At 70.9% G+C, this 23,805-nt stretch carries 20 protein-coding genes; 15 read left to right on the top strand and 5 right to left on the bottom strand.

The genetic code is table 11. The features are described from left to right. Positions 1 to 196: 196 nt before the first annotated feature. The gene (locus ACFWU6_RS23890; RefSeq protein WP_383807615.1) at positions 197 to 1,087 is read right to left on the bottom strand and encodes a C40 family peptidase; all 891 of its coding nucleotides are present in this window, start codon (positions 1,085 to 1,087) and stop codon (positions 197 to 199) included. A 764-nt stretch (positions 1,088 to 1,851) separates the two neighbouring features. On the opposite strand from ACFWU6_RS23890, the gene ACFWU6_RS23885 reads away from it, so the two are divergent. Genes ACFWU6_RS23885 through nuoN form a run of 14 tightly spaced genes read left to right on the top strand, consistent with a single transcriptional unit; the run spans position 1,852 to position 17,724 of the window. Next, positions 1,852 to 2,211 carry an NADH-quinone oxidoreductase subunit A gene (locus ACFWU6_RS23885; protein WP_030010013.1) on the top strand — a complete coding sequence of 120 codons (360 nt, stop codon included), beginning with the start codon at positions 1,852 to 1,854 and terminating at the stop codon, positions 2,209 to 2,211. 15 nt (positions 2,212 to 2,226) lie between these two features. Beyond that, positions 2,227 to 2,781 carry an NADH-quinone oxidoreductase subunit B family protein gene (locus ACFWU6_RS23880; protein ID WP_030162005.1) on the top strand — a complete coding sequence of 185 codons (555 nt, stop codon included), beginning with the start codon at positions 2,227 to 2,229 and terminating at the stop codon, positions 2,779 to 2,781. Beyond that, positions 2,778 to 3,518 (top strand): NADH-quinone oxidoreductase subunit C, encoded by a 741-nt coding sequence (locus ACFWU6_RS23875; protein ID WP_383807620.1) that lies wholly within the window; start codon positions 2,778 to 2,780, stop codon positions 3,516 to 3,518. The genes ACFWU6_RS23880 and ACFWU6_RS23875 overlap by 4 nt, the downstream gene beginning before the upstream one ends. After that, positions 3,518 to 4,840, top strand: coding sequence for an NADH-quinone oxidoreductase subunit D (locus ACFWU6_RS23870; protein WP_383807623.1), 1,323 nt, complete (start codon positions 3,518 to 3,520; stop codon positions 4,838 to 4,840). Before ACFWU6_RS23875 ends, ACFWU6_RS23870 begins: the two co-directional genes overlap by 1 nt. Continuing rightward, positions 4,837 to 5,574 (top strand): NADH-quinone oxidoreductase subunit NuoE, encoded by a 738-nt coding sequence (gene nuoE / locus ACFWU6_RS23865; protein WP_383807626.1) that lies wholly within the window; start codon positions 4,837 to 4,839, stop codon positions 5,572 to 5,574. The genes ACFWU6_RS23870 and nuoE overlap by 4 nt, the downstream gene beginning before the upstream one ends. Beyond that, positions 5,574 to 6,950, top strand: a complete 1,377-nt coding sequence (gene nuoF, locus ACFWU6_RS23860; RefSeq protein WP_383982957.1) for an NADH-quinone oxidoreductase subunit NuoF — start codon at positions 5,574 to 5,576, stop codon at positions 6,948 to 6,950. The genes nuoE and nuoF overlap by 1 nt, the downstream gene beginning before the upstream one ends. Continuing rightward, a complete protein-coding gene (locus ACFWU6_RS23855; protein WP_383807632.1) occupies positions 6,947 to 9,454 on the top strand; it encodes an NADH-quinone oxidoreductase subunit G in 2,508 nt (835 codons plus the stop codon). Before nuoF ends, ACFWU6_RS23855 begins: the two co-directional genes overlap by 4 nt. Further along, positions 9,451 to 10,803: an NADH-quinone oxidoreductase subunit NuoH gene (nuoH, locus tag ACFWU6_RS23850; RefSeq protein WP_383807635.1), complete on the top strand. Its 1,353-nt coding sequence runs from the start codon at positions 9,451 to 9,453 to the stop codon at positions 10,801 to 10,803. The genes ACFWU6_RS23855 and nuoH overlap by 4 nt, the downstream gene beginning before the upstream one ends. 3 nt (positions 10,804 to 10,806) lie before the next feature. Next, positions 10,807 to 11,427, top strand: a complete 621-nt coding sequence (gene nuoI / locus ACFWU6_RS23845; protein ID WP_383807638.1) for an NADH-quinone oxidoreductase subunit NuoI — start codon at positions 10,807 to 10,809, stop codon at positions 11,425 to 11,427. Beyond that, a complete protein-coding gene (locus ACFWU6_RS23840; RefSeq protein WP_383807641.1) occupies positions 11,424 to 12,239 on the top strand; it encodes an NADH-quinone oxidoreductase subunit J in 816 nt (271 codons plus the stop codon). The genes nuoI and ACFWU6_RS23840 overlap by 4 nt, the downstream gene beginning before the upstream one ends. Next, the gene (gene nuoK, locus ACFWU6_RS23835) at positions 12,236 to 12,535 is read left to right on the top strand and encodes an NADH-quinone oxidoreductase subunit NuoK (protein ID WP_008738417.1); all 300 of its coding nucleotides are present in this window, start codon (positions 12,236 to 12,238) and stop codon (positions 12,533 to 12,535) included. Before ACFWU6_RS23840 ends, nuoK begins: the two co-directional genes overlap by 4 nt. Positions 12,536 to 12,546: 11 nt before the next feature. Next, positions 12,547 to 14,442, top strand: coding sequence for an NADH-quinone oxidoreductase subunit L (nuoL, locus tag ACFWU6_RS23830; protein WP_383982955.1), 1,896 nt, complete (start codon positions 12,547 to 12,549; stop codon positions 14,440 to 14,442). A 1-nt stretch (position 14,443) separates the two neighbouring features. After that, complete coding sequence (locus ACFWU6_RS23825; protein WP_383982953.1) at positions 14,444 to 16,072, top strand: NADH-quinone oxidoreductase subunit M; 1,629 nt, start codon at positions 14,444 to 14,446, stop codon at positions 16,070 to 16,072. Next, positions 16,069 to 17,724 (top strand): NADH-quinone oxidoreductase subunit NuoN, encoded by a 1,656-nt coding sequence (gene nuoN / locus ACFWU6_RS23820; protein WP_383807653.1) that lies wholly within the window; start codon positions 16,069 to 16,071, stop codon positions 17,722 to 17,724. The genes ACFWU6_RS23825 and nuoN overlap by 4 nt, the downstream gene beginning before the upstream one ends. Positions 17,725 to 17,779: 55 nt before the next feature. On the opposite strand, the gene ACFWU6_RS23815 is transcribed toward nuoN, so the two are convergent. The 3 genes from ACFWU6_RS23815 to fahA all read right to left on the bottom strand — a co-directional run bounded on the left by ACFWU6_RS23815 (position 17,780) and on the right by fahA (position 20,554). Continuing rightward, the gene (locus ACFWU6_RS23815; protein ID WP_383982951.1) at positions 17,780 to 18,400 is read right to left on the bottom strand and encodes a Uma2 family endonuclease; all 621 of its coding nucleotides are present in this window, start codon (positions 18,398 to 18,400) and stop codon (positions 17,780 to 17,782) included. A gap of 121 nt (positions 18,401 to 18,521) precedes the next feature. Beyond that, a complete protein-coding gene (locus ACFWU6_RS23810) occupies positions 18,522 to 19,127 on the bottom strand; it encodes a hypothetical protein (protein ID WP_383807659.1) in 606 nt (201 codons plus the stop codon). Positions 19,128 to 19,330: 203 nt separating this feature from the next. Beyond that, positions 19,331 to 20,554, bottom strand: a complete 1,224-nt coding sequence (gene fahA, locus ACFWU6_RS23805; protein ID WP_383807662.1) for a fumarylacetoacetase — start codon at positions 20,552 to 20,554, stop codon at positions 19,331 to 19,333. Positions 20,555 to 20,695: 141 nt separating this feature from the next. Here fahA and ACFWU6_RS23800 point away from each other — a divergent pair, with 141 nt between their 5' ends. Continuing rightward, entirely contained in the window at positions 20,696 to 21,502 is an 807-nt protein-coding gene (locus ACFWU6_RS23800) for a Cof-type HAD-IIB family hydrolase (RefSeq protein ID WP_383982949.1), read from the top strand. Positions 21,503 to 21,599: 97 nt separating this feature from the next. Here ACFWU6_RS23800 and ACFWU6_RS23795 read toward each other — a convergent pair whose 3' ends face one another. Then, positions 21,600 to 23,603 carry a CocE/NonD family hydrolase gene (locus tag ACFWU6_RS23795; RefSeq protein WP_383982947.1) on the bottom strand — a complete coding sequence of 668 codons (2,004 nt, stop codon included), beginning with the start codon at positions 23,601 to 23,603 and terminating at the stop codon, positions 21,600 to 21,602. Between the last annotated feature and the right edge of the window lie 202 nt (positions 23,604 to 23,805).

Raw genomic sequence — 23,805 nt, 5'->3', positions numbered from 1 at the left:
GGGGCCGTCACACGTTGACGATCTTCACTTTCGGCGAGCCGGGAAGCTCCTCGGCGGCCTTGCACAGCGCCGGTATGACCGGACGAGCCGCCTCCGTCTTCGCAGGGCACGCCCCGTGCACGCCGAAGGGCCGGTACTCCACCCCCGAGCGGGGGAGTACCGGCCCTTCCGGGCGCGCGGGCGCCCGGAGTACGGCTCAGAGGACGCGGACGGCGCCCGTGGGCTTGTCGTAGCTCATGGGGCGCTCCACGATGCCCGTGCCGGAGTTCTGCGCGCCGACGAACTTGCCGCCGCCGACGTAGAGGGCGACGTGGTACGCGCTGCCCTTGGCGCCCCAGTACAGGATGTCGCCAGGCTGCAGGGCGCTCAGGGACACCGAGGTGCCGTAGGAGGACTGCGCCTGGGACATGCGGGGCAGGGTGACCCCGGCCTGGCGGTAGGCGGCCTGCACGAGGCCGGAGCAGTCGAACGAGGACGGGCCGGTGCCGCCCATCACGTACGCCTTGCCGACCTGCGCGCGGGCGAAGTTCACGATGGCCGCGGCGGAGCCGGTGGCCGGGGCGGTGACGGTGCCGGTGCCCTTGGCGGGGGTGGAGCTCTGGCCGGAGCCGGACTTGGACACCGTGCCCGAGCCCGAGTCGGACGCGGGGGCCGAGACGGTGGCGAGCGAGGAGCGGGCGGCGTTGCGGGTGGCGCGCTCGGCCTCGGCCTTGCGGTCCGCCTCCTCCTTCAGCTTCTTCTCGCCGTCGGCCTTCTGCTGGGCCTCTTCCTTGGCCTTCTTCGCCTCGGCGGCGGCGCCGGTGCGGGCGCTCTCCTCCTGGGCGGTCAGTTCGCCCTCGACGGCGGCGAGGCGGGTGTTCTCGGCCGCGGTGGTGACGGCGGTGGAGACGTCGGCGCCCAGGTCCAGGTTGAGGACCGGCATTTCGAGCGTCGTCTCGGCCACGGGCTCTGCGGACGGGGACGCGCTCGCGGTGCCGGCCATGGCCAGGGTGCTGAGGACGCCACCGGCAACTCCGGCGCGGACCGCGAGCTTCGAGGCGCTGCGGCGGGGCTTCCGGTGGCTGGGTATGTGAGCGGTGTGGGACATGAGGACAACCGCTATCAGGACATCAGGGTTCCCTTCAAGAATCGTGGGGTGCGCCACAGTTGTGCGCGAGGGCCGCTAACCCGGCCCGCCGACGCTCTTATTGACGCCGTAACGGGCTAATCGGACACACCGTCACAGGGCTGTGATCATGTGGTTTCTGTAATAAGTCCGAATTGATCCACGGACTACCATCACCCCGGACAGTTGGCCAAGCCCCCTTTCGGAGGCGGCAATTCACCGTGACGCAGGTCACAGCATCGCCCCGCCGTGCGGACGCCGCGGCCCCGTTGCGGCCCCGCCGTGAAGCCGCCGGGGAGTTCGTGAACCGATGCACGCGGCCGGCGGTCCGTTCTGCCCCGCTTGCGCCCCGCGTCCACCTCGGTACGCGTGAGCTCCCCCGCCCGGGGGACGGTGATCCCCCTAGCATCCGCGCCACCACGTGGCCAATTTGCCTGCACTGGCCACCGTTTGATAGAGCGCATGTCCTCCTACCTGCGGTAACGCAGTCGGATGTCACCTTTGGTAACCGTCTGGATGCTTCACGTATGAAGATCACCACTCATCGGACTTCATGATCGTTCGTCTGGTGGTGGAGATCACAAACTCGTTGTCGCCCCCCGTGTCGCAGATCACAGACGAGCAGGCATAAGATGCGCAGCAGTCCGGCTTGTGAACTGCCTCACATGTGCACGATCTTGGCGAGGCGGTCCACGCGGCGCCGGCGGCGGTCCAACGGTCAAGGACGACTGGAAGGAGCGAGGAGCGTGAATGCGTACGCGCCCATCCTCGTGCTCGGCGCCCTCGGCGCAGGGTTTGCGATCTTCTCCGTGGTCATGGCCACGCTGATCGGCCCAAAACGGTACAACCGGGCAAAACTTGAAGCGTATGAGTGCGGCATCGAGCCGACTCCGATGCCGGCCGGCGGCGGTCGCTTCCCGATCAAGTACTACCTGACGGCGATGCTCTTCATCGTCTTCGACATCGAGGTTGTCTTCCTCTACCCCTGGGCCGTCACCTTCGACTCCCTGGGGATCTTCGGGCTCGTCGAGATGCTGCTCTTCGTGCTCACCGTCTTCGTCGCCTACGCCTACGTGTGGCGCCGCGGCGGCCTGGAATGGGACTGAGGGGCTGAATTTTCCATGGGACTGGAAGAGAAGCTGCCGAGCGGCTTTCTGCTGACCACCGTCGAACAGGCGGCGGGGTGGGTGCGCAAGTCATCCGTCTTCCCCGCGACCTTCGGCCTCGCCTGCTGCGCCATCGAGATGATGACCACCGGAGCGGGCCGGTACGACCTGGCCCGCTTCGGAATGGAGGTCTTCCGCGGCTCCCCGCGCCAGGCCGACCTCATGATCGTGGCCGGCCGGGTCAGCCAGAAGATGGCGCCCGTACTGCGGCAGGTGTACGACCAGATGCCCGCTCCGAAATGGGTCATCTCCATGGGGGTCTGCGCGTCCTCGGGCGGCATGTTCAACAACTACGCGATCGTCCAGGGCGTCGACCACATCGTCCCGGTGGACATCTACCTGCCCGGCTGCCCGCCGCGCCCCGAGATGCTGATGGACGCGATCCTCAAGCTCCACCAGAAGATCCAGGGCGGCAAGCTCGGCGTGAACCGGGAAGAGGCCGCCCGCGAGGCGGAGGAGGCGGCCCTCAAGGCACTCCCCACCATCGAGATGAAGGGGCTGCTCCGGTGAGCGAGACCCGAGAGCCGGAGAACGGCAGCAACGGCGGCGACGGCGGCGGCAGCGTCCCCGCGCCGAGGGGTCTGGGACCCGAGGTCATCGGCGTCCGCACGGGCATGTTCGGAGCCGCCGCCGGCGGCGACACCAGCGGCTACGGCGGACTGGTCCGCACCGTGGCCCTGCCCGGCGCGAGCAGCCGCCCGTACGGCTCCTACTTCGACGAGGTGGCCGACGAGCTCGAAGGCGCCCTGGAGGAGCAGGGCCTGGTCCCCGGCAACGCCATCGAGAAGACGGTGGTCGACCGGGGCGAGCTCACCTTCCACATCGCCCGCGAGCACCTCGTCCCCGTGGCCTCCACCCTGCGCGACGACCCGGCCCTGCGCTTCGAGCTGTGCACCGGAGTCTCCGGCGTGCACTTCCCCGGCGACAAGGGCCGCGAGCTGCACGCCGTCTACCACCTGCGCTCGCTCACCCACGGGCGGATCGTGCGGCTGGAGGTGTCAGCGCCGGACAGCGACCCGCACGTCCCCTCGCTGGTGGCGGTCTACCCGACCAACGACTGGCACGAGCGCGAGACCTACGACTTCTTCGGCCTGGTCTTCGACGGGCACCCCGCCCTCACCCGGATCATGATGCCGGACGACTGGCAGGGCTTCCCGCAGCGCAAGGACTACCCGCTCGGCGGCATCGCCGTCGAGTACAAGGGCGCCCAGATCCCGGCTCCCGACCAGCGGAGGTCGTACAGCTGATGTCCACTTCACACGCCTCCTCCCGGGAGACCACCGAAGGCCTCGTCTACACCGTCACCGGCGGCGACTGGGACGAGGTCGTCCAGTCGGCGGCCCGCGCGGACGACGAGCGGATCGTCGTCAACATGGGTCCCCAGCACCCCTCCACCCACGGGGTGCTCCGCCTGATCCTGGAGATCGACGGCGAGACGGTCACCGAGGCCCGCTGCGGAATCGGCTACCTGCACACCGGCATCGAGAAGAACCTCGAATTCCGGAACTGGACGCAGGGCACCACCTTCGTGACGCGCATGGACTACCTCACGCCGTTCTTCAACGAGACGGCCTACTGCCTCGGCGTCGAGAAGCTGCTCGGCATCACCGACCAGATCCCGGACCGCGCCACCGTGATCCGCGTGCTCCTGATGGAGCTCAACCGGCTCTCCTCCCACCTGGTGTGCATCGCCACCGGCGGCATGGAGCTGGGCGCGACCACGATCATGATCTACGGCTTCCGCGACCGCGAGCTGATCCTCGACATCTTCGAGCTGATCACGGGCCTGCGCATGAACCACGCGTTCATCCGCCCCGGCGGCCTGGCCCAGGACCTGCCCCCGGGCGCGGTCGACCAGCTGCGCGAGTTCGTGAAGACCATGAAGAAGAACCTGCCGGAATACGACAAGCTCGCCACCGGCAACCCCATCTTCAAGGCCCGCATGCAGGACGTCGGCTACCTCGACCTCACCGGAGCCATGGCGCTCGGCGCCACCGGACCGGTCCTGCGCTCCGCCGGCCTGCCGCACGACCTGCGCAAGTCGGACCCGTACTGCGGGTACGAGACCTACGAGTTCGACGTCCCGACCACCGAGACGTGCGACTCGTACGGGCGGTTCCTGATCCGCCTTGAGGAGATGCGCCAGTCCCTGCGGATCGTCGAGCAGTGCCTGGACCGGCTGGAGCCGGGCCCGGTCATGGTCGCCGACAAGAAGATCGCCTGGCCCGCGCAGCTCGCCATGGGCCCGGACGGCCTCGGCAACTCGCTCGACCACATCAAGAACATCATGGGCACCTCCATGGAGGCCCTCATCCACCACTTCAAGCTGGTGACCGAGGGCTTCCGGGTACCCGCCGGACAGGCCTACGCGGCCGTCGAGTCGCCCAAGGGCGAGCTCGGCGTCCACGTCGTCTCCGACGGCGGCACCCGCCCCTACCGGGTCCACTTCCGCGACCCGTCCTTCACCAACCTGCAGGCCATGGCCGCGATGTGCGAGGGCGGCCAGGTCGCCGACGTCATCGTCGCCGTCGCCTCCATCGACCCCGTGATGGGAGGCGTCGACCGATGACCGACATCCAACTGGGCATGCCGCAGCTGCCCGCCCCCGACTACCCGGCACAGGTGCGCGAACGGCTCGCGGCGGACGCCGCCGACGTCATCGCCCGCTATCCCGACAGCCGCAGCGCGCTGCTGCCGCTGCTGCACCTCACGCAGGCGGAGGAGGGGTACGTCTCGCGCACCGGCATCCGCTTCTGCGCCGAGGTGCTGGGCCTGACCACCGCCGAGGTCACCGCGGTCGCGACCTTCTACACCATGTACCGGCGCAAGCCCTCCGGGGACTACCAGGTCGGCGTCTGCACGAACACCCTGTGCGCCGTCATGGGCGGCGACGCCATCTTCGAGGAGCTCAAGGAGCACCTCGGGGTCGGCAACAACGAGACCACCCCGGACGGCAAGGTCACGCTGGAGCACATCGAGTGCAACGCGGCCTGCGACTTCGCCCCCGTCGTGATGGTCAACTGGGAGTTCTTCGACAACCAGACCCCCGCGTCCGCCAAGGCCATGGTCGACGACCTGCTGGCCGGCCGCCCGGTCGAGCCGACCCGGGGCGCACCGCTGTGCACGTACAAGGAGACGGCCCGCATCCTCGCCGGGTTCCCGGACGAGCGCGAGGGCGCGGTGGAGGCCACCGGCGGCGCCGGCCCCGCGTCCCTCATCGGGCTGCGCATCGCCCGCGGCGAGACCCCGCACACCTCGATCGTGCACCCGCGTGGCGAGGCGACCACCGAGGGAGGGGAGTGATGACCGTGTCCTCCGAGCTGGGCAACGGGGGTGCCCCCCGGTCGGACGCCGGGCACGGCACGAGTCCGGAGAAGCTCCTCGCGCCCGTCCTGTCGGCCTTCTGGGACGACCCGCAGTCCTGGACGCTGGCGACCTACCGCCGGCACGAGGGCTACGAGGGCCTGCGCAAGGCCCTCGCGATGACCCCCGACGACCTCATCGCCTACGTCAAGGACTCCGGCCTGCGCGGCCGCGGCGGCGCCGGCTTCCCCACCGGGATGAAGTGGCAGTTCATCCCGCAGGGCGACGGGAAGCCCCACTACCTCGTCGTCAACGCCGACGAATCGGAGCCGGGGACCTGCAAGGACATCCCGCTCCTCTTCGCCAACCCGCACTCCCTCATCGAGGGAATGATCATCGCCTGCTACGCGATCCGCTCGCAGCACGCCTTCATCTACCTGCGAGGCGAGGTCGTACCGGTCCTGCGCCGCCTCCACGAGGCGGTGCGCGAGGCGTACGAGGCCGGCTACCTCGGCAAGGACATCCTCGGGAGCGGGATCGACCTCGACATCACGGTCCACGCGGGAGCGGGCGCCTACATCTGCGGCGAGGAGACGGCACTGCTCGACTCCCTCGAAGGCCGGCGCGGCCAGCCCCGGCTGCGGCCGCCCTTCCCCGCCGTCGAGGGGCTCTACGCCTGCCCCACCGTGGTCAACAACGTCGAGTCCATCGCCTCCGTCCCCGCGATCCTGCACAGGGGCAAGGACTGGTTCAAGTCCATGGGGACGGAGAAGTCCCCCGGCTTCACCCTGTACTCGCTCTCCGGGCACGTCTCCGGCCCCGGCCAGTACGAGGCCCCCCTCGGCATCACCCTGCGCCAGCTCCTCGACATGAGCGGCGGGATGCGCCCCGGGCACCGGCTGAAGTTCTGGACCCCCGGCGGCTCCTCCACCCCGATGTTCACCGACGAGCACCTGGACGTGCCCCTCGACTACGAGGGGGTGGGCGCGGCCGGCTCGATGCTCGGCACCAAGGCGCTCCAGTGCTTCGACGAGACCACCTGCGTGGTGCGGGCCGTGACCCGGTGGACCGAGTTCTACGCCCACGAGTCCTGCGGCAAGTGCACGCCCTGCCGCGAAGGCACGTACTGGCTGGTCCAGCTGCTCCGCGACATCGAGGCCGGCAAGGGCGTCATGTCGGACCTCGACAAGCTGAACGACATCGCCGACAACATCAACGGCAAGTCCTTCTGCGCGCTCGGGGACGGCGCCGCCAGCCCGATCTTCTCCTCGCTCAAGTACTTCCGCGCGGAGTACGAGCAGCACATCACGGGCAAGGGCTGCCCCTTCGACCCCAGCAAGTCGACCCTCTGGGCTGACACGGAGGTGAACGCATGACCGTCACCACTCACACTCCCGCCGGTGGCGGCGAGGCAGCGGTACCGCCCGAGGACACAGTGTCCCTGACCATCGACGGCATCGAGATGTCGGTGCCCAAGGGGACCCTGGTGATCCGGGCCGCCGAACAGCTCGGCATCGAGATCCCCCGCTTCTGCGACCACCCCCTCCTCTCCCCGGCCGGCGCCTGCCGCCAGTGCATCGTCGAGGTCGAGGGCCAGCGCAAGCCGATGGCCTCCTGCACGATCACCTGCACCGACGGCATGGTCGTCAAGACCCAGCTGACCTCCCAGGTCGCCGACAAGGCCCAGCGCGGGGTGATGGAGCTGCTGCTCATCAACCACCCGCTGGACTGCCCGGTCTGCGACAAGGGCGGCGAGTGCCCGCTGCAGAACCAGGCCATGTCGCACGGCAACGCCGAGTCCCGCTTCGAGGGCCGCAAGCGCACGTACGAGAAGCCCGTACCGATCTCCACCCAGGTGCTGCTCGACCGCGAGCGGTGCGTGCTGTGCGCGCGCTGCACCCGCTTCTCCAACGAGATCGCGGGCGACCCGATGATCGAGCTGCTGGAGCGCGGCGCCCTCCAGCAGGTCGGCACCGGCGAAGGGGACCCCTTCGAGTCGTACTTCTCCGGCAACACCATCCAGATCTGCCCCGTCGGCGCCCTGACCTCGGCCGCCTACCGGTTCCGCTCCCGCCCCTTCGACCTCGTCTCCTCCCCGAGCGTGTGCGAGCACTGCGCGGGCGGCTGCGCGACCCGGACCGACCACCGGCGCGGCAAGGTGCTGCGCCGCCTGGCCGCCGAGGACCCGGAGGTCAACGAGGAGTGGCTCTGCGACAAGGGCCGCTTCGGCTTCCGCTACGCCCAGCGCCCGGACCGGCTCACCACCCCGCTGGTGCGCGGCACCGACGGGGTCCTGGCCCCGGCGAGCTGGCCCGAGGCCCTGGAGGCCGCGGCGAACGGGCTGGCCGGTGCGCGCGGCCGGGCCGGCGTGCTGACCGGCGGCCGGCTCACCGTCGAGGACGCCTACGCGTACGCCAAGTTCGCCCGGGTGGTGCTCGACACCAACGACATCGACTTCCGGGCCCGCGTGCACAGCGCGGAGGAGGCCGACTTCCTGGCCGCCTCCGTGGCCGGCACCGGCAAGGACCTCGACGGCACGGGGGTCACGTACACCTCGCTGGAGGCCGCGCCCGCGGTCCTGCTCGCCGGCATCGAGGCCGAGGAGGAGGCCCCGGGCGTCTTCCTGCGGCTGCGCAAGGCCCACCGCAGGCACAAGCAGCGGACCTTCGCCCTGGCCCCCTTCGCGACCCGGGGCCTGGCCAAGGCGGGCGGCACCCTGCTGGCCGCCGCCCCCGGCACCGAGCCCGCGTGGCTCGACGCGCTGGCCACCCGCAGCGGCCTGGAGGCCGGCGGCGCCGCCGCCGCCGACGCGCTGCGCGAGCCCGGCGCCGTCATCGTCGTCGGGGAGCGGCTCGCCGGGGTGCCCGGCGCGCTGACCGCCGCGGTACGGGCCGCCACCGCCACCGGCGCCAAGCTGGTGTGGACCCCGCGCCGGGCCGGGGAGCGGGCCGCCGTCGAGGCGGGGGCGCTGCCGTCCCTGCTGCCCGGCGGCCGGCCGGCCACCGACCCGCGGGCCCGCGACGAGGTCTCCACCGCGTGGGGCCTGGACGAACTCCCGCACCGCTACGGCCGCGACACCGGCCAGATCGTCGAGGCCGCGGCCTCGGGCGAGCTGGCCGCCCTGGTGGTCGCCGGCGTGGAGGTCACCGACCTGCCCGACCCGGCCCGCGCGCGCCTGGCCCTCAAGGAGGCCTTCGTGGTCTCGCTGGAGCTGCGGCCCGGAGAGGTCACCGACCACGCGGACGTGGTGTTCCCCGTCGCCGCGGTCGCCGAGAAGGCGGGCGCGTTCATCAACTGGGAGGGCCGGGTCCGCCCGTTCGAAGCCGCCCTCAAGCCCGACCAGATGACCCGGCGCCTGGCCCCCGCCGACTCCCGCGTGCTGCACATGCTGGCCGACGCGGCCGACCGGCCCATCGCCCTGCCCGACGTGCACGCCGTACGCCGGGAGCTGGAGCGGCTCGGACCGTGGGAGGGGGAGCTCGCGGCCGAGCAGGCCACCGACACGGTGCCACTGCCCCGCCCCGGAGCCGGCGAGGCGGTCCTGGCGGGCCACCGGTTGCTCCTGGACCAGGGTCTGCTCCAGGACGGGGACGAGGCCCTGGCCGGGACCCGGCACGAGGCCGCCGCCCGGCTGTCGGCCGCCACGGCCGCCGAGACCGGGGTCAAGAGCGGCGACGTCCTCGCCGTCACCGGCCCGGCCGGGACGGTCCGGCTGCCGCTGCGGATCACCGAGATGCCCGACCGGGTGGTCTGGCTCCCGCTGAACTCCACCGGCTCCGGCGTCCTCGCCGACACGGGTGCCCGCCCGGGCACCCTCGTACGCATCGGCCCGGCGACCCCGGCCGTCGCGGGCGACAGCACTGCGGAGGTGGGCGCGTGAACGCGGTACAGATCGCCGCGGAGGACCTTTCCCTCTTCGGCCGCGACGTCTGGTGGCTCGTCGTCGTCAAGGCGGTGTTCTGCTTCGCCTTCCTGATGGTGACCGTGCTGTTCTCCATCGTGTGGGAGCGCAAGGTCGTCGCCTGGATGCAGCTGCGCATCGGCCCCAACCGGCACGGCCCCTGGGGCATGCTCCAGTCCCTCGCCGACGGCGTGAAGCTCATGCTGAAGGAAGACCTGATCGTCAAGCGCGCCGACAAGGTCGTCTACGTGCTGGCCCCGATCATCGCGGCGATCCCGGCCTTCATGGCCATCGCGGTGATCCCCTTCGGGCCCGCGGGCAACGAGGTCTCCATCTTCGGCCAGCGCACCACGATGCAGCTGACCGACCTGCCGATCGCGATGCTCTACATCCTCGCGGTGGCCTCGGTCGGCATCTACGGCATCGTGCTGGCCGGCTGGTCCTCCGGCTCGACCTACCCGCTCCTCGGCGGCCTGCGCTCCTGCGCGCAGATGATCTCGTACGAGATCGCGATGGGCGCGGCCTTCGCCTCGGTCTTCCTCTACTCCGGGTCGATGTCGACCTCGGCGATCGTCGAAGCCCAGGCGGACCGCTGGTACATCATCCTGCTGCCGGTCTCCTTCATCATCTACGTCATCACGATGGTCGGGGAGACGAACCGGGCCCCCTTCGACATGCCGGAGTCCGAGGGCGACCTCGTCGGCGGCTTCAACACCGAGTACTCGTCGATCAAGTTCGCGCTGTTCATGCTCGCCGAGTACGTCAACATGGTCACCGTCTCCGCGGTCTCCGTCACCCTCTTCCTGGGCGGCTGGCGGGCCCCGGCGCCGATCTCCACGTACTGGGAGGGCGCGAACCACGGCTGGTGGCCGATGCTCTGGTTCGTACTCAAGGTGCAGCTCCTCCTCTTCTTCTTCATCTGGCTGCGCGGCACGCTGCCGCGCGTGCGCTACGACCAGCTGATGAAGCTCGGCTGGAAGGTGCTGATCCCGGTCTCCGTGGTCTGGCTGATGCTGGTGGCCACCGTCCGGGCACTGCGCAACGAGGCCTACGACTTCAGCGAGATCGTGCTCTACGTCGGCGGCGCCGTCGTGGCGATCCTGCTGCTCTCCTTCGTCGTGGACGTCTTCCGCGACAAGCGCGAGAAGGCCGCCGCGGAGAAGGCCGTCCACGACGCCGAGCCCTTCGACCCGCTGGCGGGCGGATTCCCCGTACCGCCCAAGCCCGGCCAGCACCTGGCACCCGTACCGCGCCGCAGGTCCCGCAGCGAGAAGGAGCTCATCGCCAGCGGCGGGACGCATTCCGACAGTGACCGAGAGGAGGCTTGAGAGATGTCCGACGACAAGTGGCAGAACCCGGTGGCGGGCTTCGGCGTGACCTTCAAGGCCATGTTCAAGAAGCGCCTCACCGAGCAGTACCCGGAGCAGCAGAAGACCACCGCCCCGCGCTTCCACGGACGGCATCAGCTCAACCGGCACCCGGACGGTCTGGAGAAGTGCATCGGGTGCGAACTATGCGCCTGGGCCTGTCCCGCCGACGCGATCTACGTGGAGGGCGCGGACAACACCGAGGAGGAGCGCTACTCCCCGGGTGAGCGGTACGGAGCGGTCTACCAGATCAACTACGCCCGCTGCATCCTGTGCGGACTGTGCGTCGAGGCGTGCCCGACGAGGGCGCTGACCATGACGAACGAGTTCGAACTGGCCGACTCCAGCCGCGAGTCGTTGATCTACACCAAGGAGCAGCTGCTCGCCGGCCTCACCGAGGGCATGGTCGAGGCACCGCACTCGGTCTTCCCCGGTACGCAGGACACGGACTACTACCGCGGACTGGTGACGGGCGCCGCCCCGGGCACGGTCCGGCAGGTGGCGGTCTCCAAGGGCGAGGTCCCGGCCGGTGCGCGGACCGAGGACGCCGCGCCGGCCGCCGCACACGGGGAGGCCGGGGCATGAGCGCCATCGCCGCCGCGGCCACCTCGCTCACCTCGACCGGTGAGGCCGTGCAGTTCTGGATCCTCGGCACCGTCGCCGTCGTCGGCGCCCTCGCGACGATCCTCATGAAGAAGGCCGTGCACAGCGCGCTGAGCCTGGCCGGGACGATGATCATCCTGGCGGTCTTCTACCTCGCCAACGGGGCCTACTTCCTGGGCGTCGTCCAGGTCGTCGTCTACACCGGCGCGATCATGATGCTCTTCCTCTTCGTGGTCATGCTCGTCGGCGTCACCGCCGCCGACTCCCTCAAGGAGACCATCAAGGGGCAGCGCTGGCTGGCCGCCCTGTGCGGGCTCGGCTTCGGCATCCTGCTGATCGCCGGCATCGGCAACGCCCGGCTCACCCACTTCAACGGGCTCGGCCGGGTCAACTCCGGCGGCCACGTCGAGGGCCTGGCCCAGCTGATCTTCACCAAGTACGTCTTCGCCTTCGAGATCACCGGCGCGCTGCTGATCACCGCGGCCGTCGGCGCGATGGTGCTCACCCACCGCGAGCGCACCGAGCGGGCCGCCACCCAGCGCGAACTGGCCGAGCGGCGCGTGCGGGGCGGCGTCCAGCTCCCGCCGCTCCCCGCCCCCGGCGTCTACGCCCGGCACAACGCGGTGGACGTCCCCGGCCTGCTGCCGGACGGCACCCCGTCCGAGCTGACGGTCAGCAAGACGCTCCGCGCCCGCGGCCAGATCCGGGACGTCTCCGCCGAGGCGCTGGACGACCTCAAGGCCCTGGAGCAGCAGTCCTCGGAGCGCCTCGGCCGTGAGGAGGCCTCGAAGTGAATCCCGTCAACTACCTCTACCTGGCGGCCCTGCTGTTCACGATCGGCGCGTCCGGCGTGCTGATCCGCAAGAACGCGATCGTGCTGTTCATGTGCGTCGAGCTGATGCTCAACGCCTGCAACCTCGCCTTCGTCGCCTTCTCCCGCATGCACGGCAACCTCGACGGCCAGATCATCGCGTTCTTCACGATGGTCGTCGCCGCCGCGGAGGTCGTGGTGGGCCTCGCGATCATCGTGTCGCTGTTCCGTACCCGCCACTCGGCCTCGGTCGACGACGCCAGCCTGATGAAGCTGTAAGGGGCGTTCACGTGGAGAATCTGATTGCGCTGCTGGTGGCCGCGCCCCTGCTCGGAGCGGTGGTGCTGCTCTGCGGCGGCCGGCGCCTGGACAAGGCCGGCCACTGGATCGGCACCCTGCTCGCGGCCGTCTCCTTCGGCATCGGCGCCACCCTGTTCACGGACATGCTGGGCCGCGGGGCCGAGGACCGGACCCTGCGCCAGTACCTGTTCAGCTGGATTCCGGTGGAGGGCTTCCAGGCCGACATCGCCTTCCAGCTGGACCAGCTGTCGATGACCTTCGTCCTGCTGATCTCCGGGGTGGGCACGCTCATCCACGTGTACTCGATCGGGTACATGGAGCACGACGAGCGCCGCCGCCGCTTCTTCGGCTACCTCAACCTGTTCGTCGCGGCGATGCTGCTGCTCGTCATCGCCGACAACTACCTGCTGCTGTACTTCGGCTGGGAGGGCGTCGGCCTCGCCTCGTACCTCCTGATCGGCTTCTGGCAGCACAAGCCCAGCGCCGCCACCGCCGCGAAGAAGGCCTTCCTGGTCAACCGCGTCGGCGACATCGGCCTGTCGATCGCGATCATGCTGATGTTCACCACCTTCGGCACCTTCGCCTTCGGACCGGTCTTCGCCTCCGTCGGCGAGACCTCCGAGGGCACCCTGACGGTGATCGGGCTGATGCTCCTGCTGGCCGCCTGCGGCAAGTCGGCGCAGGTGCCGCTGCAGTCCTGGCTCGGCGACGCGATGGAGGGCCCGACCCCGGTCTCGGCCCTGATCCACGCCGCCACCATGGTCACCGCCGGCGTGTACCTCATCGTCCGCTCGGGCGCCGTCTTCAACGGGGCGCCCGACGCCCAGCTGGTGGTCACCGTCGTGGGCGCGGTCACGCTGCTCTTCGGTGCGATCGTCGGTTGCGCGAAGGACGACATCAAGAAGGCCCTCGCCGGGTCGACGATGTCGCAGATCGGCTACATGATCCTCGCCGCGGGCCTCGGCCCGATCGGCTACGTCTTCGCGATCATGCACCTGGTCACGCACGGCTTCTTCAAGGCGGGCCTCTTCCTCGGCGCCGGTTCCGTGATGCACGGGATGAACGACGAGGTCGACATGCGCAAGTACGGCGGCCTGCGCACGTACATGCCGGTCACCTTCGTGACCTTCGGCCTCGGCTACCTGGCGATCATCGGCTTCCCCGGTCTGTCCGGCTTCTTCTCCAAGGACATGATCATCGAGGCCGCCTTCACCAAGGGAGGCACCCAGGGCTGGATCCTCGGCGGGGTCACCCTGCTGGGCGCCGGCATCACCGCCTTCTACATGACCCGCGTCATGCTCCTCACCTTCTTCGGCGAGAAGCGCTGGCAGCCCGACGCACAGGGGAACGCGCCGCACCCGCACGAGTCCCCGAGGTCCATGACCATCCCGATGATCGTCCTCGCGTTCGGGTCGGTCTTCGCCGGCGGGTTCTTCGAGATCGGCGACCGGTTCCTCAACTGGCTGGAGCCCGTGACCGGTTACGAGCACGGCCACCCGCCGGTCAGCGCCCTGACGGTGACCGCGGCCACCATGGCGGTCCTGGCCGTCGGTGTCGCGCTCGCCTGGTCGATGTACGGACGCAAGCCCGTCCCGGTGGTCGCCCCGCGCGGCTCCGTCCTCACCCGGGCCGCCCGCCGGGACCTCTACCAGGACGACTTCAACCACGTCGTGCTGGTGCGCGGCGGGGAGCACCTGACCCGCTCCCTCGTGTACGTGGACCACAGCCTGGTCGACGGGGTGGTCAACGGTACGGCCGCCGGCGTCGGCGGGCTGTCGGGCCGGCTGCGCAAGCTCCAGAACGGCTACGCCCGCAGCTACGCGGTCTCGATGTTCGGGGGCACGGCGATCCTGATCGCCGCGACCCTGCTGATGAGGGCGGTGTGAGATGAATGTCCCGCTTCTGACGGTGACGGCGGCGGTGCCCGCGGTCGGCGCGATCCTCACGGCGGCCGTTCCGGCCGCCCGCAGGACCGCCGCCAAGTGGCTCGCGCTGCTGTTCTCGCTGGCGACCCTGGCCCTGGCCGTGCTCGTCGCGGTCCGCTTCGAGCCCGGCGGCGAGCGCTACCAGCTGACCGAGTCCCGGAGCTGGATCGCCGACTTCGGGGTCCGCTACGAGCTCGGGGTCGACGGCATCGGGGTGGCGCTGATCGCGCTCACCGCGGTCCTGATGCCGTTCATCATCCTCGCCGGCTGGCACGACGCCGACCCGTCCCCGAGCTCTTCGAGCACGGGAGGCCCCAAGGAGACCAAAAACCTGCGCTGGCGGCCGACCCAGGGCTTCTTCGCCCTGATCCTCATGGTCGAGGCGATGGTGATCATCTCCTTCGCGGCGACCGACGTCTTCCTCTTCTACATCTTCTTCGAAGCCATGCTCATCCCGATGTACTTCCTCATCGGCGGCTTCGGCGACCGGGCCACTTCCTCTCGATCAGCCGCTGACGCGGCGGGCGGGTCCGAGCAGAACGCGGCCGCGCAGCGCTCGTACGCGGCGGTCAAGTTCCTCCTCTACAACCTGGCCGGCGGCCTGATCATGCTCGCCGCCGTCATCGGGCTCTACGTGGTCGCCGGGAACTTCTCGCTCCAGGAGATCACCGCCGCCCGCGCCGCGGGCACGCTCGACATGGCGACCAACACCGAACGGTGGCTGTTCCTCGGCTTCTTCTTCGCCTTCGCGGTGAAGGCCCCGCTGTGGCCGCTGCACACCTGGCTGCCGAACGCGATGGGCGAGGCCACCGCCCCGGTCGCCGTCCTGATCACCGCGGTCGTCGACAAGGTCGGCACCTTCGCGATGCTCCGCTTCTGCCTCGGGCTCTTCCCCGAGGCCAGCAAGTGGGCCACGCCGGTGGTCCTGGTCCTGGCCCTGATCAGCATCGTCTACGGCGCGCTGCTCGCGGTCGGACAGCGGGACATCAAGCGGCTCATCGCCTACGCCTCGATCTCGCACTTCGGCTTCATCGTCCTGGGCATCTTCGCGATGACCTCCCAGGGCCAGTCCGGTGCGACGCTCTACATGGTCAACCACGGCATCTCGACGGCGGCCCTGATGCTGGTGGCCGGCTTCCTGATCTCCCGGCGCGGCTCGCGGCTCATCGCCGACTACGGCGGTGTGCAGAAGGTGGCCCCGGTCCTCGCCGGCACCTTCCTGATCGGCGGCCTCGCCACCCTCTCGCTGCCGGGCCTGGCGCCCTTCGTCAGTGAATTCCTCGTCCTGGTCGGCACCTTCGCCCGGTACCCGGTCGTCGGGATCATCGCCACCACCGGCATCGTGCTCGCCGCGCTCTACACGCTGGTGCTCTACCAGCGCACGATGACCGGCCCCGTGAAGGAGGAGGTCCGCACCATGCCGGACCTGCGCCTGCGCGAGGTCCTGGTGGTCGCGCCCCTGATCGTGCTCCTGATCGGGCTGGGCGTGTACCCCAAGCCGCTGACCGACATCGTCAACCCGGCGGTGCAGCACACCATGTCGGACGTGAAGCAGACCGACCCGAAGCCGGAAGTGGAGGCGGCGAAGTGAGCACAGAAACCGCTGCCCGGAGCCTGTTCACCCTGGCGGCCGACGGACCGGTCGACCGGATTCCGGCGCCGGTCATCGAATACGCGCAGCTCGCGCCCACGCTGATCGTGGTGGGCGCGGCGATCGTGGGAATCCTCGTCGAGGCCTTCGTCCCCCGCAAGGCCCGCTACCCCGTGCAGGTGTTCCTCGCCGTCGCCGCGCTGGCCGCGGCCTTCGCGGCCGTCGTGGGGCTCGCCGCCGGCGGGTACGGAAGCGGCAAGGCGCACGTCGCGGCGATGGGCGCCATCGCCGTCGACGGCCCGGCGCTCTTCCTGCAGGGCACCATCCTGCTGGCCTCGGTCGTGGCGGTGTTCACCTTCGCCGAGCGCCGCCTGGACCCGGCGGCCCACGGCAGCCGGGTCGACTCCTTCGCCGCCCAGGCGGCGTCCGTACCGGGCAGCGAGAGCGAGAAGGCCGCCGTGAAGGCGGGCTTCACCACCACCGAGGTCTTCCCGCTGGCCCTGTTCGCGGTCGCCGGGATGCTGATCTTCCCGGCGGCCAACGACCTGCTGACGCTGTTCATCGCCCTGGAGGTCTTCTCCCTCCCGCTGTACCTGCTCTGCGCCGTCGCCCGCCGCCAGCGGCTGATGTCGCAGGAGGCCGCGGTCAAGTACTTCCTGCTGGGCGCCTTCTCCTCCGCCTTCCTCCTCTTCGGCATCGCGCTGCTCTACGGGTACGCGGGCTCGGTCTCGTACGCCGTGATCGCCGACGTGGTCGACGGCACCGTCACGGCGGTCGACCCCGCGCTGGCCGCCACCATGGGCAACGACGTGCTGCTGCTCATCGGCGGCGCGCTGATCCTGACGGGCCTGCTCTTCAAGGTCGGCGCGGTCCCCTTCCACATGTGGACCCCGGACGTCTACCAGGGCGCCCCGACCCCGGTCACCGGGTTCATGGCGGCGGCGACGAAGGTGGCCGCCTTCGGCGCCCTCCTGCGCCTCCTGTACGTGGTCCTGCCGGGGCTGCGCTGGGACTGGCGGCCGGTGATGTGGGGAGTCGCGATCGTCACGATGCTGGCGGGCGCGGTGATCGCCGTGACCCAGACGGACGTCAAGCGGCTGCTCGCGTACTCCTCGATCGCGCACGCGGGCTTCATCCTGGCCGGCGTGATCGCGACCTCGGCGGAGGGCGTCAAGTCCGTCCTCTTCTACCTGGGCGCCTACTCCTTCGTGACGATCGGCGCCTTCGCGGTGGTCACGCTGGTGCGCGACGCGGGCGGCGAGGCCACGCACCTGTCCAAGTGGGCCGGCCTCGGGCGGCGTTCGCCGCTGACGGCGGCGGTCTTCGCGGTGTTCCTGCTGGCCTTCGCCGGCATTCCGCTGACGTCGGGCTTCACCGGCAAGTTCGCCGTGTTCAAGGCGGCTGCGGAGGGCGGCGCCGGGGTGCTGGTCGTGGTGGGCGTGATCTCGTCCGCGATCGCCGCGTTCTTCTACATCCGGGTGATCGTGCTGATGTTCTTCAGCGAACCGAAGGCCGACGGCCCGACGGTGGCCGTCCCCTCGCCGCTGACGATGACGACCATCGCGGTGGGCGTCGCGGTCACGCTGGTGCTGGGCGTCGCCCCGCAGTACTTCCTGGAACTGGCCGGGCAGGCGAGCACGTTCGTCCGCTGACCCGCCCCGGTACGGCGCAGGGCCCGGCCCCCTTCGGGGGGTCGGGCCCTGCGGCTTACCCGGGGCGCCCGCGCTTCGGCGTGATGGCGGTGAGATCCAGATCGACGGGGAAGGGGACGGAGACCTTCAGGCGGTCGTGGAAGATCCCGGTGGCGACGTATGTCCGGGTGGCGGGATCGAGTTCGTAGACGTAGACCACGGCCCGGCCGTCCTTGTTCTCCACGCGCCAGAAGTGGGCGATCCCTGCCCGGGCGTACTTCAAGGGCTTGGTCTCGCGATCACGGGAGACCGATTCGGGGGACACGACTTCGATGGCGAGCCGAACGGATTCCGCAGGAAGACGCGTCTGATCCAGATCCTCGTAGGGCTCCTCCGGTACGACGATCACATCCGGTTCGGGCCGATTGTGACGATCGATGTCGATGGTGAACTCCCGCATGACCTCCAGGCCTTCCGGGGCTGCGGATCGCAGCCGACTTTCGAGGAAACTGACCGCGCGCCAGTGAAAGCGGGTTTGCGGACTCACGAAGATCAGGCTCCCGTCGATCAGCTCCGTGTGCGGAGGCAGATTCGGAAGCGCGTCCAGGTCGTCGGCAGTCCAGCCGCCTGCCGGCGGGATCGGCCAGCAAGGCCCTGGCTCCGGTACAGGCTGCGGCGCTGCGGATTCGACGCTCATCAGTGCTCCCATGAGGCGGAGTCTTGCGAGTGTGACCAGCGTATCGCCGGGAATCCGCGGCACGCCGCCCCTTCGGGTGAGTCATATGCGGGAAGCACTTGACGGCCGCGGCGGGCGCGGGCTAGTGCCCGTGCGCGTGTCCGGAGCCGCCCGCCGCCGGGGTCTTCTTGGGGCAGGTCAGCGCGGGGTTCCAGTTGTGGAAGAGGCCGGCCGGGTTCTTCTTGTACGCCCACATGTGCAGGTCGTAGTGCTTGGGCATGCCCGCCCAGTGGCCCGGCATGGGCCCGTCGAAGGGCAGCCCGAACATGCCGGGCCGGTCGTCGGCGGTCTTCAGGTCCTGGTCCCGGTCGGTGGACATCCACTCCACGGCCTGGAGCGTGCGGCGGCCGTTGCGGTCCTTCTCGGTGCTGTAGAGGAGCGCGGTCGGCTTCGCGGGGTCCTTCGAGCCCCAGTTGGCCTGCTTGACGTAGTGGTAGCCCATGGCGCCGGCCCCGAACGGGTTGGTCATGCAGCTCTCGCCCTTCGGGACGTACCCGGCCCTGAGGGCCTCCCGCTCGTCCGCGTACCGGGCCGTCGCCCGGATCGCCGTCGCCATGTCCTTCATCGCCCGGGGATTGCGCGGGTCGGGCGCGGGCCCCTCGACGCCGTGGGCCGGGGCCACGGCGACCAGGCCGAGCGACACGGCGGCGGCGCAGGCGAGAACGGCCTTCAGGCTGTGTACGGGCATGGCGGCTCCTCGGGGTGGGGTACCGGGTACGGGTTCCCGATGCGTCCGTCCACCATCGCGGGCCCCCGGGCGCGCCGCACGCGGGCCGCGCCCGAAGGGGGTGCGCGGCCCGCGTGACGGGGTGTCGGGTGACGGGGCGTCGAGCGCCCGGCGCGGCCCGCGCCGCCGTCCGGCGCCCGCGCCCCGTCCGGGCCCCGCGTCCGCTAGCGGGAGCCGGTGATGCGTCCGGTGACCTCGCCGAGGCCCACGCGGGTGCCGTCGGGGCCCGGGGCCCAGGCGGTGAGGGTGACGGTGTCCCCGTCCTCCAGGAACGTCCGCTTGCCGCCGGGGAGCTCGATCGCGTCGCGGCCGTTCCAGGTGAGCTCCAGCAGGGAGCCGCGCTGGTCCACCTCCGGGCCGCTGACGGTGCCGGAGCCGTAGACGTCACCGGTGCGCAGGGAGGCGCCGTTGACGGTCATGTGCGCGAGCTGCTGGGCGGCCGTCCAGTACATCGAGGCGAACGGCGGCCGCGAGACCTCCTGCCCGTTGATGGAGACGGTGATGTGGAGGTCGAAGCCGCCGGGCCGGTCGCTGCCCGCGTCGTCGAGGTAGGGCAGGAGCGGGAAGTCCCGGGCGGGCGGGGCGGTGCGGGCCGCGTCCAGGGCCTCCAGCGGGGTGACCCACGCGGAGACGGAGGTGGCGAAGGACTTGCCGAGGAAGGGGCCCAGCGGCACGTACTCCCAGGCCTGGATGTCGCGCGCCGACCAGTCGTTGAGCAGGAAGAGGCCGAAGACGTGGTCCTCGAAGTCGCCCAGCGCCACCGGGCGGCCCAGCTCGGAGGGGGCGCCGACGACGAAGCCGACCTCGGCCTCGATGTCGAGCTTGACGGACGGACCGAAGACGGGCGCCGGGTCGGCGGGGGCCTTGCGCTGGCCGCGGGGCCGTACGACGTCCGTGCCCGAGACGACGACGGTGCCCGACCGGCCGTGGTAACCGATGGGCAGGTGCTTCCAGTTGGGGGTCAGTGCGTCCCCGTCCGGCCGGAAGATCCTGCCCACGTTGGTCGCGTGGTGCTCGCTCGCGTAGAAGTCGACGTAGTCGGCGACCTCGTACGGCAGGTGCAGCTCCACCGCGTCCAGCGGCAGCAGGTGCGGCTCCACGGCGGGCCGGTGGCCGGGGTCGGTCACCCAGGCGGTCAGGGCGCGGCGCACGTCGCGCCAGGCGGTGCGCCCGGCGGCCAGCAGCGGGTTGAGGGAGGGCTGTCCGAGCAGCCCGGCGTACGGGGAACCGAGCGCGGCGGCGGCCGCCCCCGCGTCGAGCACGTGCCCGCCGATGCGCACGCCGATCCGGCGGCGGTCCTCGCCGGCCGTCGAGAAGACGCCGTAGGGGAGGTTGTGCGGCCCGAACGGGTCGCCCTCGGGGACATCGAGGGGGCTCTGCTGGGGCATGGGGTGCTGCCTCGCTTTCGACGCGGTCCGGGGGTGTCCCGGGGGCTGGTTGACACGTTACGTGGCTGGTGGGGCCTGCGGGAGGCCGGATTCGGGCGCTATTTGTAGGACTTGTCCAACGAGGTCCGTATCCTTGGCACGGTGACTTCCGCCCTCCCCTTTGACCTCATCGCCACCGACCTGGACGGGACTCTGCTGCGCGCCGGCGACACCGTCTCCGCCCGCTCCCACCAGGCGCTCGCCACGGCCCGCGCGGCCGGTGCCCGACACATCATCGTCACCGGCCGCCCGGTTCCACAGGTCCGGCACGTCCTCGAAGGCCTCGGCTACGCGGGGCTCGCGGTGTGCGGGCAGGGCGCGCAGGTGTACGACGCGGCGCACGGAGTCCTGCTGCACTCCGTCTCCATGGACCGGGAGCTGGCCGAGGTGGCCCTCGGCAAGATCGAGGCGGAGGTCGGCGAGGTCTACGCGGCGGTCAACCAGGAGGGGGTGGACGCCGAGATGCTCATGGGGCCGGGCTACCGGATGTGGCACCCCCACCTGCCGACGGTCCGGGTACCGCGCCGCTGCGACCTGTGGTCGGCCCCCATCACCAAGGTGCTGCTCCAGCACCCGGAGCTGGACGACGACGAGCTGACGCGGCTGGCCCGGTCGGCGGTCGCGGACCTGGTGAACGTCACGATGGCCGGCGAGCACACCGTCGAGCTGCAGCCGCCGGGCATCGACAAGGCCAGCGGGCTGGCGCGGGCGGCCGGGCTCCTGGACGCCTCTCCCGCCGGGACGATCGCCTTCGGCGACATGCCGAACGACGTGCCGATGTTCGCGTGGGCCGGGTGGGGGGTGGCGATGGCGAACGCGCACCGCGAACTCCTGGCCGTCGCCGACGAGCGGACGCTCTCGAACGAGGACGACGGCATCGCGGTCGTCCTGGAACGCCTCTACGCCTGACGTCCGCCCCCGCGGGGCCCCACCCCGCGCCCGCCCGGCCGGCGGTCCGGCCGGCCGCACCCATCGGAGCCCCGGCCGTACCCGCCCGGACGGCCGGTCAGCCCGCCGTGCGCGGGAGGCGCCGCTCCCACGTCCGGTGGAAGAGCACCTCCCCGCCCTCCCGGCACACCACCTCGTCGCGCGTCAGGAAGCCGCCCTCGTCGCACGAGATCTCCGACCGGGTCTCGACCCGCGCGTCCCAGCCCCGGTCGGGCCGGTGGAGGCGGATCCTCCACTCCGACCGGGTGGTGGCGGACAGCGCGTCGGCCTCCTGGATCTCGTACACCTCCACCGCGTCCTCGCTGAACTCCAGCCCGTCCGGATACACCCGCGTCCCCCCGTACCGGGGGTCCACCTCCAGCCGCCACGTCCCGCGCGCGACGTCCCGCACCACCAGCCGCTCCGGCCGCGGCTCGTCCAGCGTGGCCGGATACACCACCCCCAGCGGCGCGGACTGCTCCGGCGCCCCGAAGGCGATCTGCCCGTCCGCGGCGGACCGGGCCCGCACCGGGAGGGTCACCGCGCTGCCCTGCGGGTCCAGCGTCCAGCCGGCCTCGGAGCCGGCCCGCGGCCAGATCCACGGCCAGTACGCGGAGGACACCGACAGCCGGATGCGGTGCCCCGGCGCGAAGGAGTGCCCGATGCCGTTCAGCTCGAAGGTGACGTCCTCGTACGCGCCCACCGGCCACGGCGCCGCCCGGTCCCGGCCGTGGCGCGCGGAGAGGTTCAGCGCGCCCCGCGTGACCAGGGTCGAGGAGCCGTCCGGCGCCACGTCGCACAGCCGGGCCGCGACCTGCCCGTACGGCACGTCCATCCGCAGCCGCAGGGTCGCCGAGGGCCGCCCCAGGATCTCCACGGGCTCGTCCCCGCCCACCGGGAACTCGAAGCACGCCGACTTCGCGTCCTCCTCCCGCTGGTCCGGCGGCAGGTCGGCGTCGTTGCCGAAGGGGAAGAACCGGCCCGCGTCCAGCCCCGTGTGCTGGGGGGAGGCGACGTCCACCGGCGGGCCCTGGAGCGCGTACGGGACGGGGATCACGGACGCGGAGGGCCAGGCCCTCTCGCCGACCCAGCGGCCCGGCAGCTCCTCGTACACGGTGGCCGGCGGGTGCGAGTCGCTGATCCAGCAGCGCAGCAGCGGCTCGTCCAGCACGCCGTTGTCCTCGCCCTTGAGCCAGTGGTCCCACCAGCGCAGGGTCTCCTGGAGGAAGCCGATCGCCGGACCCGGCGGCAGCCCGCGGTCCGGGTACTGGTGCGACCACGGCCCGATCAGCCCGCGCACCCGGCCCGGCGGCAGGTGCTCGACCAGCCGCAGCACGGTGTCCCGGTACGGGTCGTGCCAGCCGCCCACCGCGAGCACCGCGGCGCCGACGGCCGCGTAGTCCTCGCAGACGCTGCCGTGGCGCCAGTAGTCGTCGCGGGTCTGGTGCGAGAGCCAGGTGTGGACGAGCGGCTCCACGCCCTCCAGGCGGTCCAGCCACTGCTCCCGCCAGCCCTCGCCCGCGTACTCGGGGTCCGGCGGCCGCGAGGCGAAGGCCAGCATGGTCGCCGCCCAGGCGTGCATGTCCACGGCCAGCACCGAGCCGCCCATGTAGTGCACGTCGTTGTCGTAGCGGTCGTCGGTCGAGCAGACGGTGACGACCGCCTTCAACGCCTCGGGGGCGAGCGCGGCGATCTGGAGGCTGTTGAAGCCGCCCCAGGAGATCCCGAACATGCCCACCGCCCCGCTGCACCACGGCTGTGCCGCCAGCCAGCCGACGACCTCGACCCCGTCGGCCAGCTCCCGGGCGTCGTACTCGTCCCCGGGGCGGCCGCCGCTGCAGCCGTGGCCGCGCACGTCCACCCGTACCGAGGCGTAGCCGTGGCCCGCGTACCAGGGGTGGCGCTGCCGGTCGCGGGGCGCGGTCCAGTCGGTGAGGCGGTACGGGAGGTACTCCAGCAGCGCCGGGACGGGCTCGTCCGTCACCGGACGCCAGATCCGCGCGTACAGCTCGACCCCGTCGGACAGCGGGATCCGGACGTCCTCACGGGTGGTCGCGTACGGGAAATCGGTACGGATGATCATCGGATCGGGTCGCCAATCGCCTGTGGACGGGGGCAAAACGCATTCTCCGCTTGAATCGGCTCCTCAAGAACATACCGGTGCGTATCGGGCGGTGCGCGGGTGGTGGCCGGACAGGCGCTCTCGGTGATCGAAATCGGACCGGATACGCTGGCTTGAGTGATGGCAGCGACACATCGACAATCCATGTGATCGTCAGCGTGAT

The organism is Streptomyces sp. NPDC058674, assembly GCF_042716505.1.
In the GTDB taxonomy this organism is placed as follows: domain Bacteria; phylum Actinomycetota; class Actinomycetes; order Streptomycetales; family Streptomycetaceae; genus Streptomyces.
This window is presented reverse-complemented; position numbering and strand designations above follow the sequence as displayed.

What these genes read in the sequence shown, in the direction of transcription:
- ACFWU6_RS23880 (WP_030162005.1), top strand. Translation starts at nt 2,227, where the DNA reads ATGGGACTGGAAGAGAAGCTGCCGAGCGGCTTTCTGCTGACCACCGTC.
- ACFWU6_RS23815 (WP_383982951.1), bottom strand. Translation starts at nt 18,400, where the DNA reads ATGAGCGTCGAATCCGCAGCGCCGCAGCCTGTACCGGAGCCAGGGCCT.
- ACFWU6_RS23810 (WP_383807659.1), bottom strand. Translation starts at nt 19,127, where the DNA reads ATGCCCGTACACAGCCTGAAGGCCGTTCTCGCCTGCGCCGCCGCCGTG.
- ACFWU6_RS23890 (WP_383807615.1), bottom strand. Translation starts at nt 1,087, where the DNA reads ATGTCCCACACCGCTCACATACCCAGCCACCGGAAGCCCCGCCGCAGC.
- fahA (WP_383807662.1), bottom strand. Translation starts at nt 20,554, where the DNA reads ATGCCCCAGCAGAGCCCCCTCGATGTCCCCGAGGGCGACCCGTTCGGG.
- ACFWU6_RS23840 (WP_383807641.1), top strand. Translation starts at nt 11,424, where the DNA reads ATGAGCGCCATCGCCGCCGCGGCCACCTCGCTCACCTCGACCGGTGAG.
- ACFWU6_RS23795 (WP_383982947.1), bottom strand. Translation starts at nt 23,603, where the DNA reads ATGATCATCCGTACCGATTTCCCGTACGCGACCACCCGTGAGGACGTC.
- ACFWU6_RS23825 (WP_383982953.1), top strand. Translation starts at nt 14,444, where the DNA reads ATGAATGTCCCGCTTCTGACGGTGACGGCGGCGGTGCCCGCGGTCGGC.
- ACFWU6_RS23855 (WP_383807632.1), top strand. Translation starts at nt 6,947, where the DNA reads ATGACCGTCACCACTCACACTCCCGCCGGTGGCGGCGAGGCAGCGGTA.
- nuoI (WP_383807638.1), top strand. Translation starts at nt 10,807, where the DNA reads ATGTCCGACGACAAGTGGCAGAACCCGGTGGCGGGCTTCGGCGTGACC.
- ACFWU6_RS23870 (WP_383807623.1), top strand. Translation starts at nt 3,518, where the DNA reads ATGTCCACTTCACACGCCTCCTCCCGGGAGACCACCGAAGGCCTCGTC.
- nuoE (WP_383807626.1), top strand. Translation starts at nt 4,837, where the DNA reads ATGACCGACATCCAACTGGGCATGCCGCAGCTGCCCGCCCCCGACTAC.
- nuoF (WP_383982957.1), top strand. Translation starts at nt 5,574, where the DNA reads ATGACCGTGTCCTCCGAGCTGGGCAACGGGGGTGCCCCCCGGTCGGAC.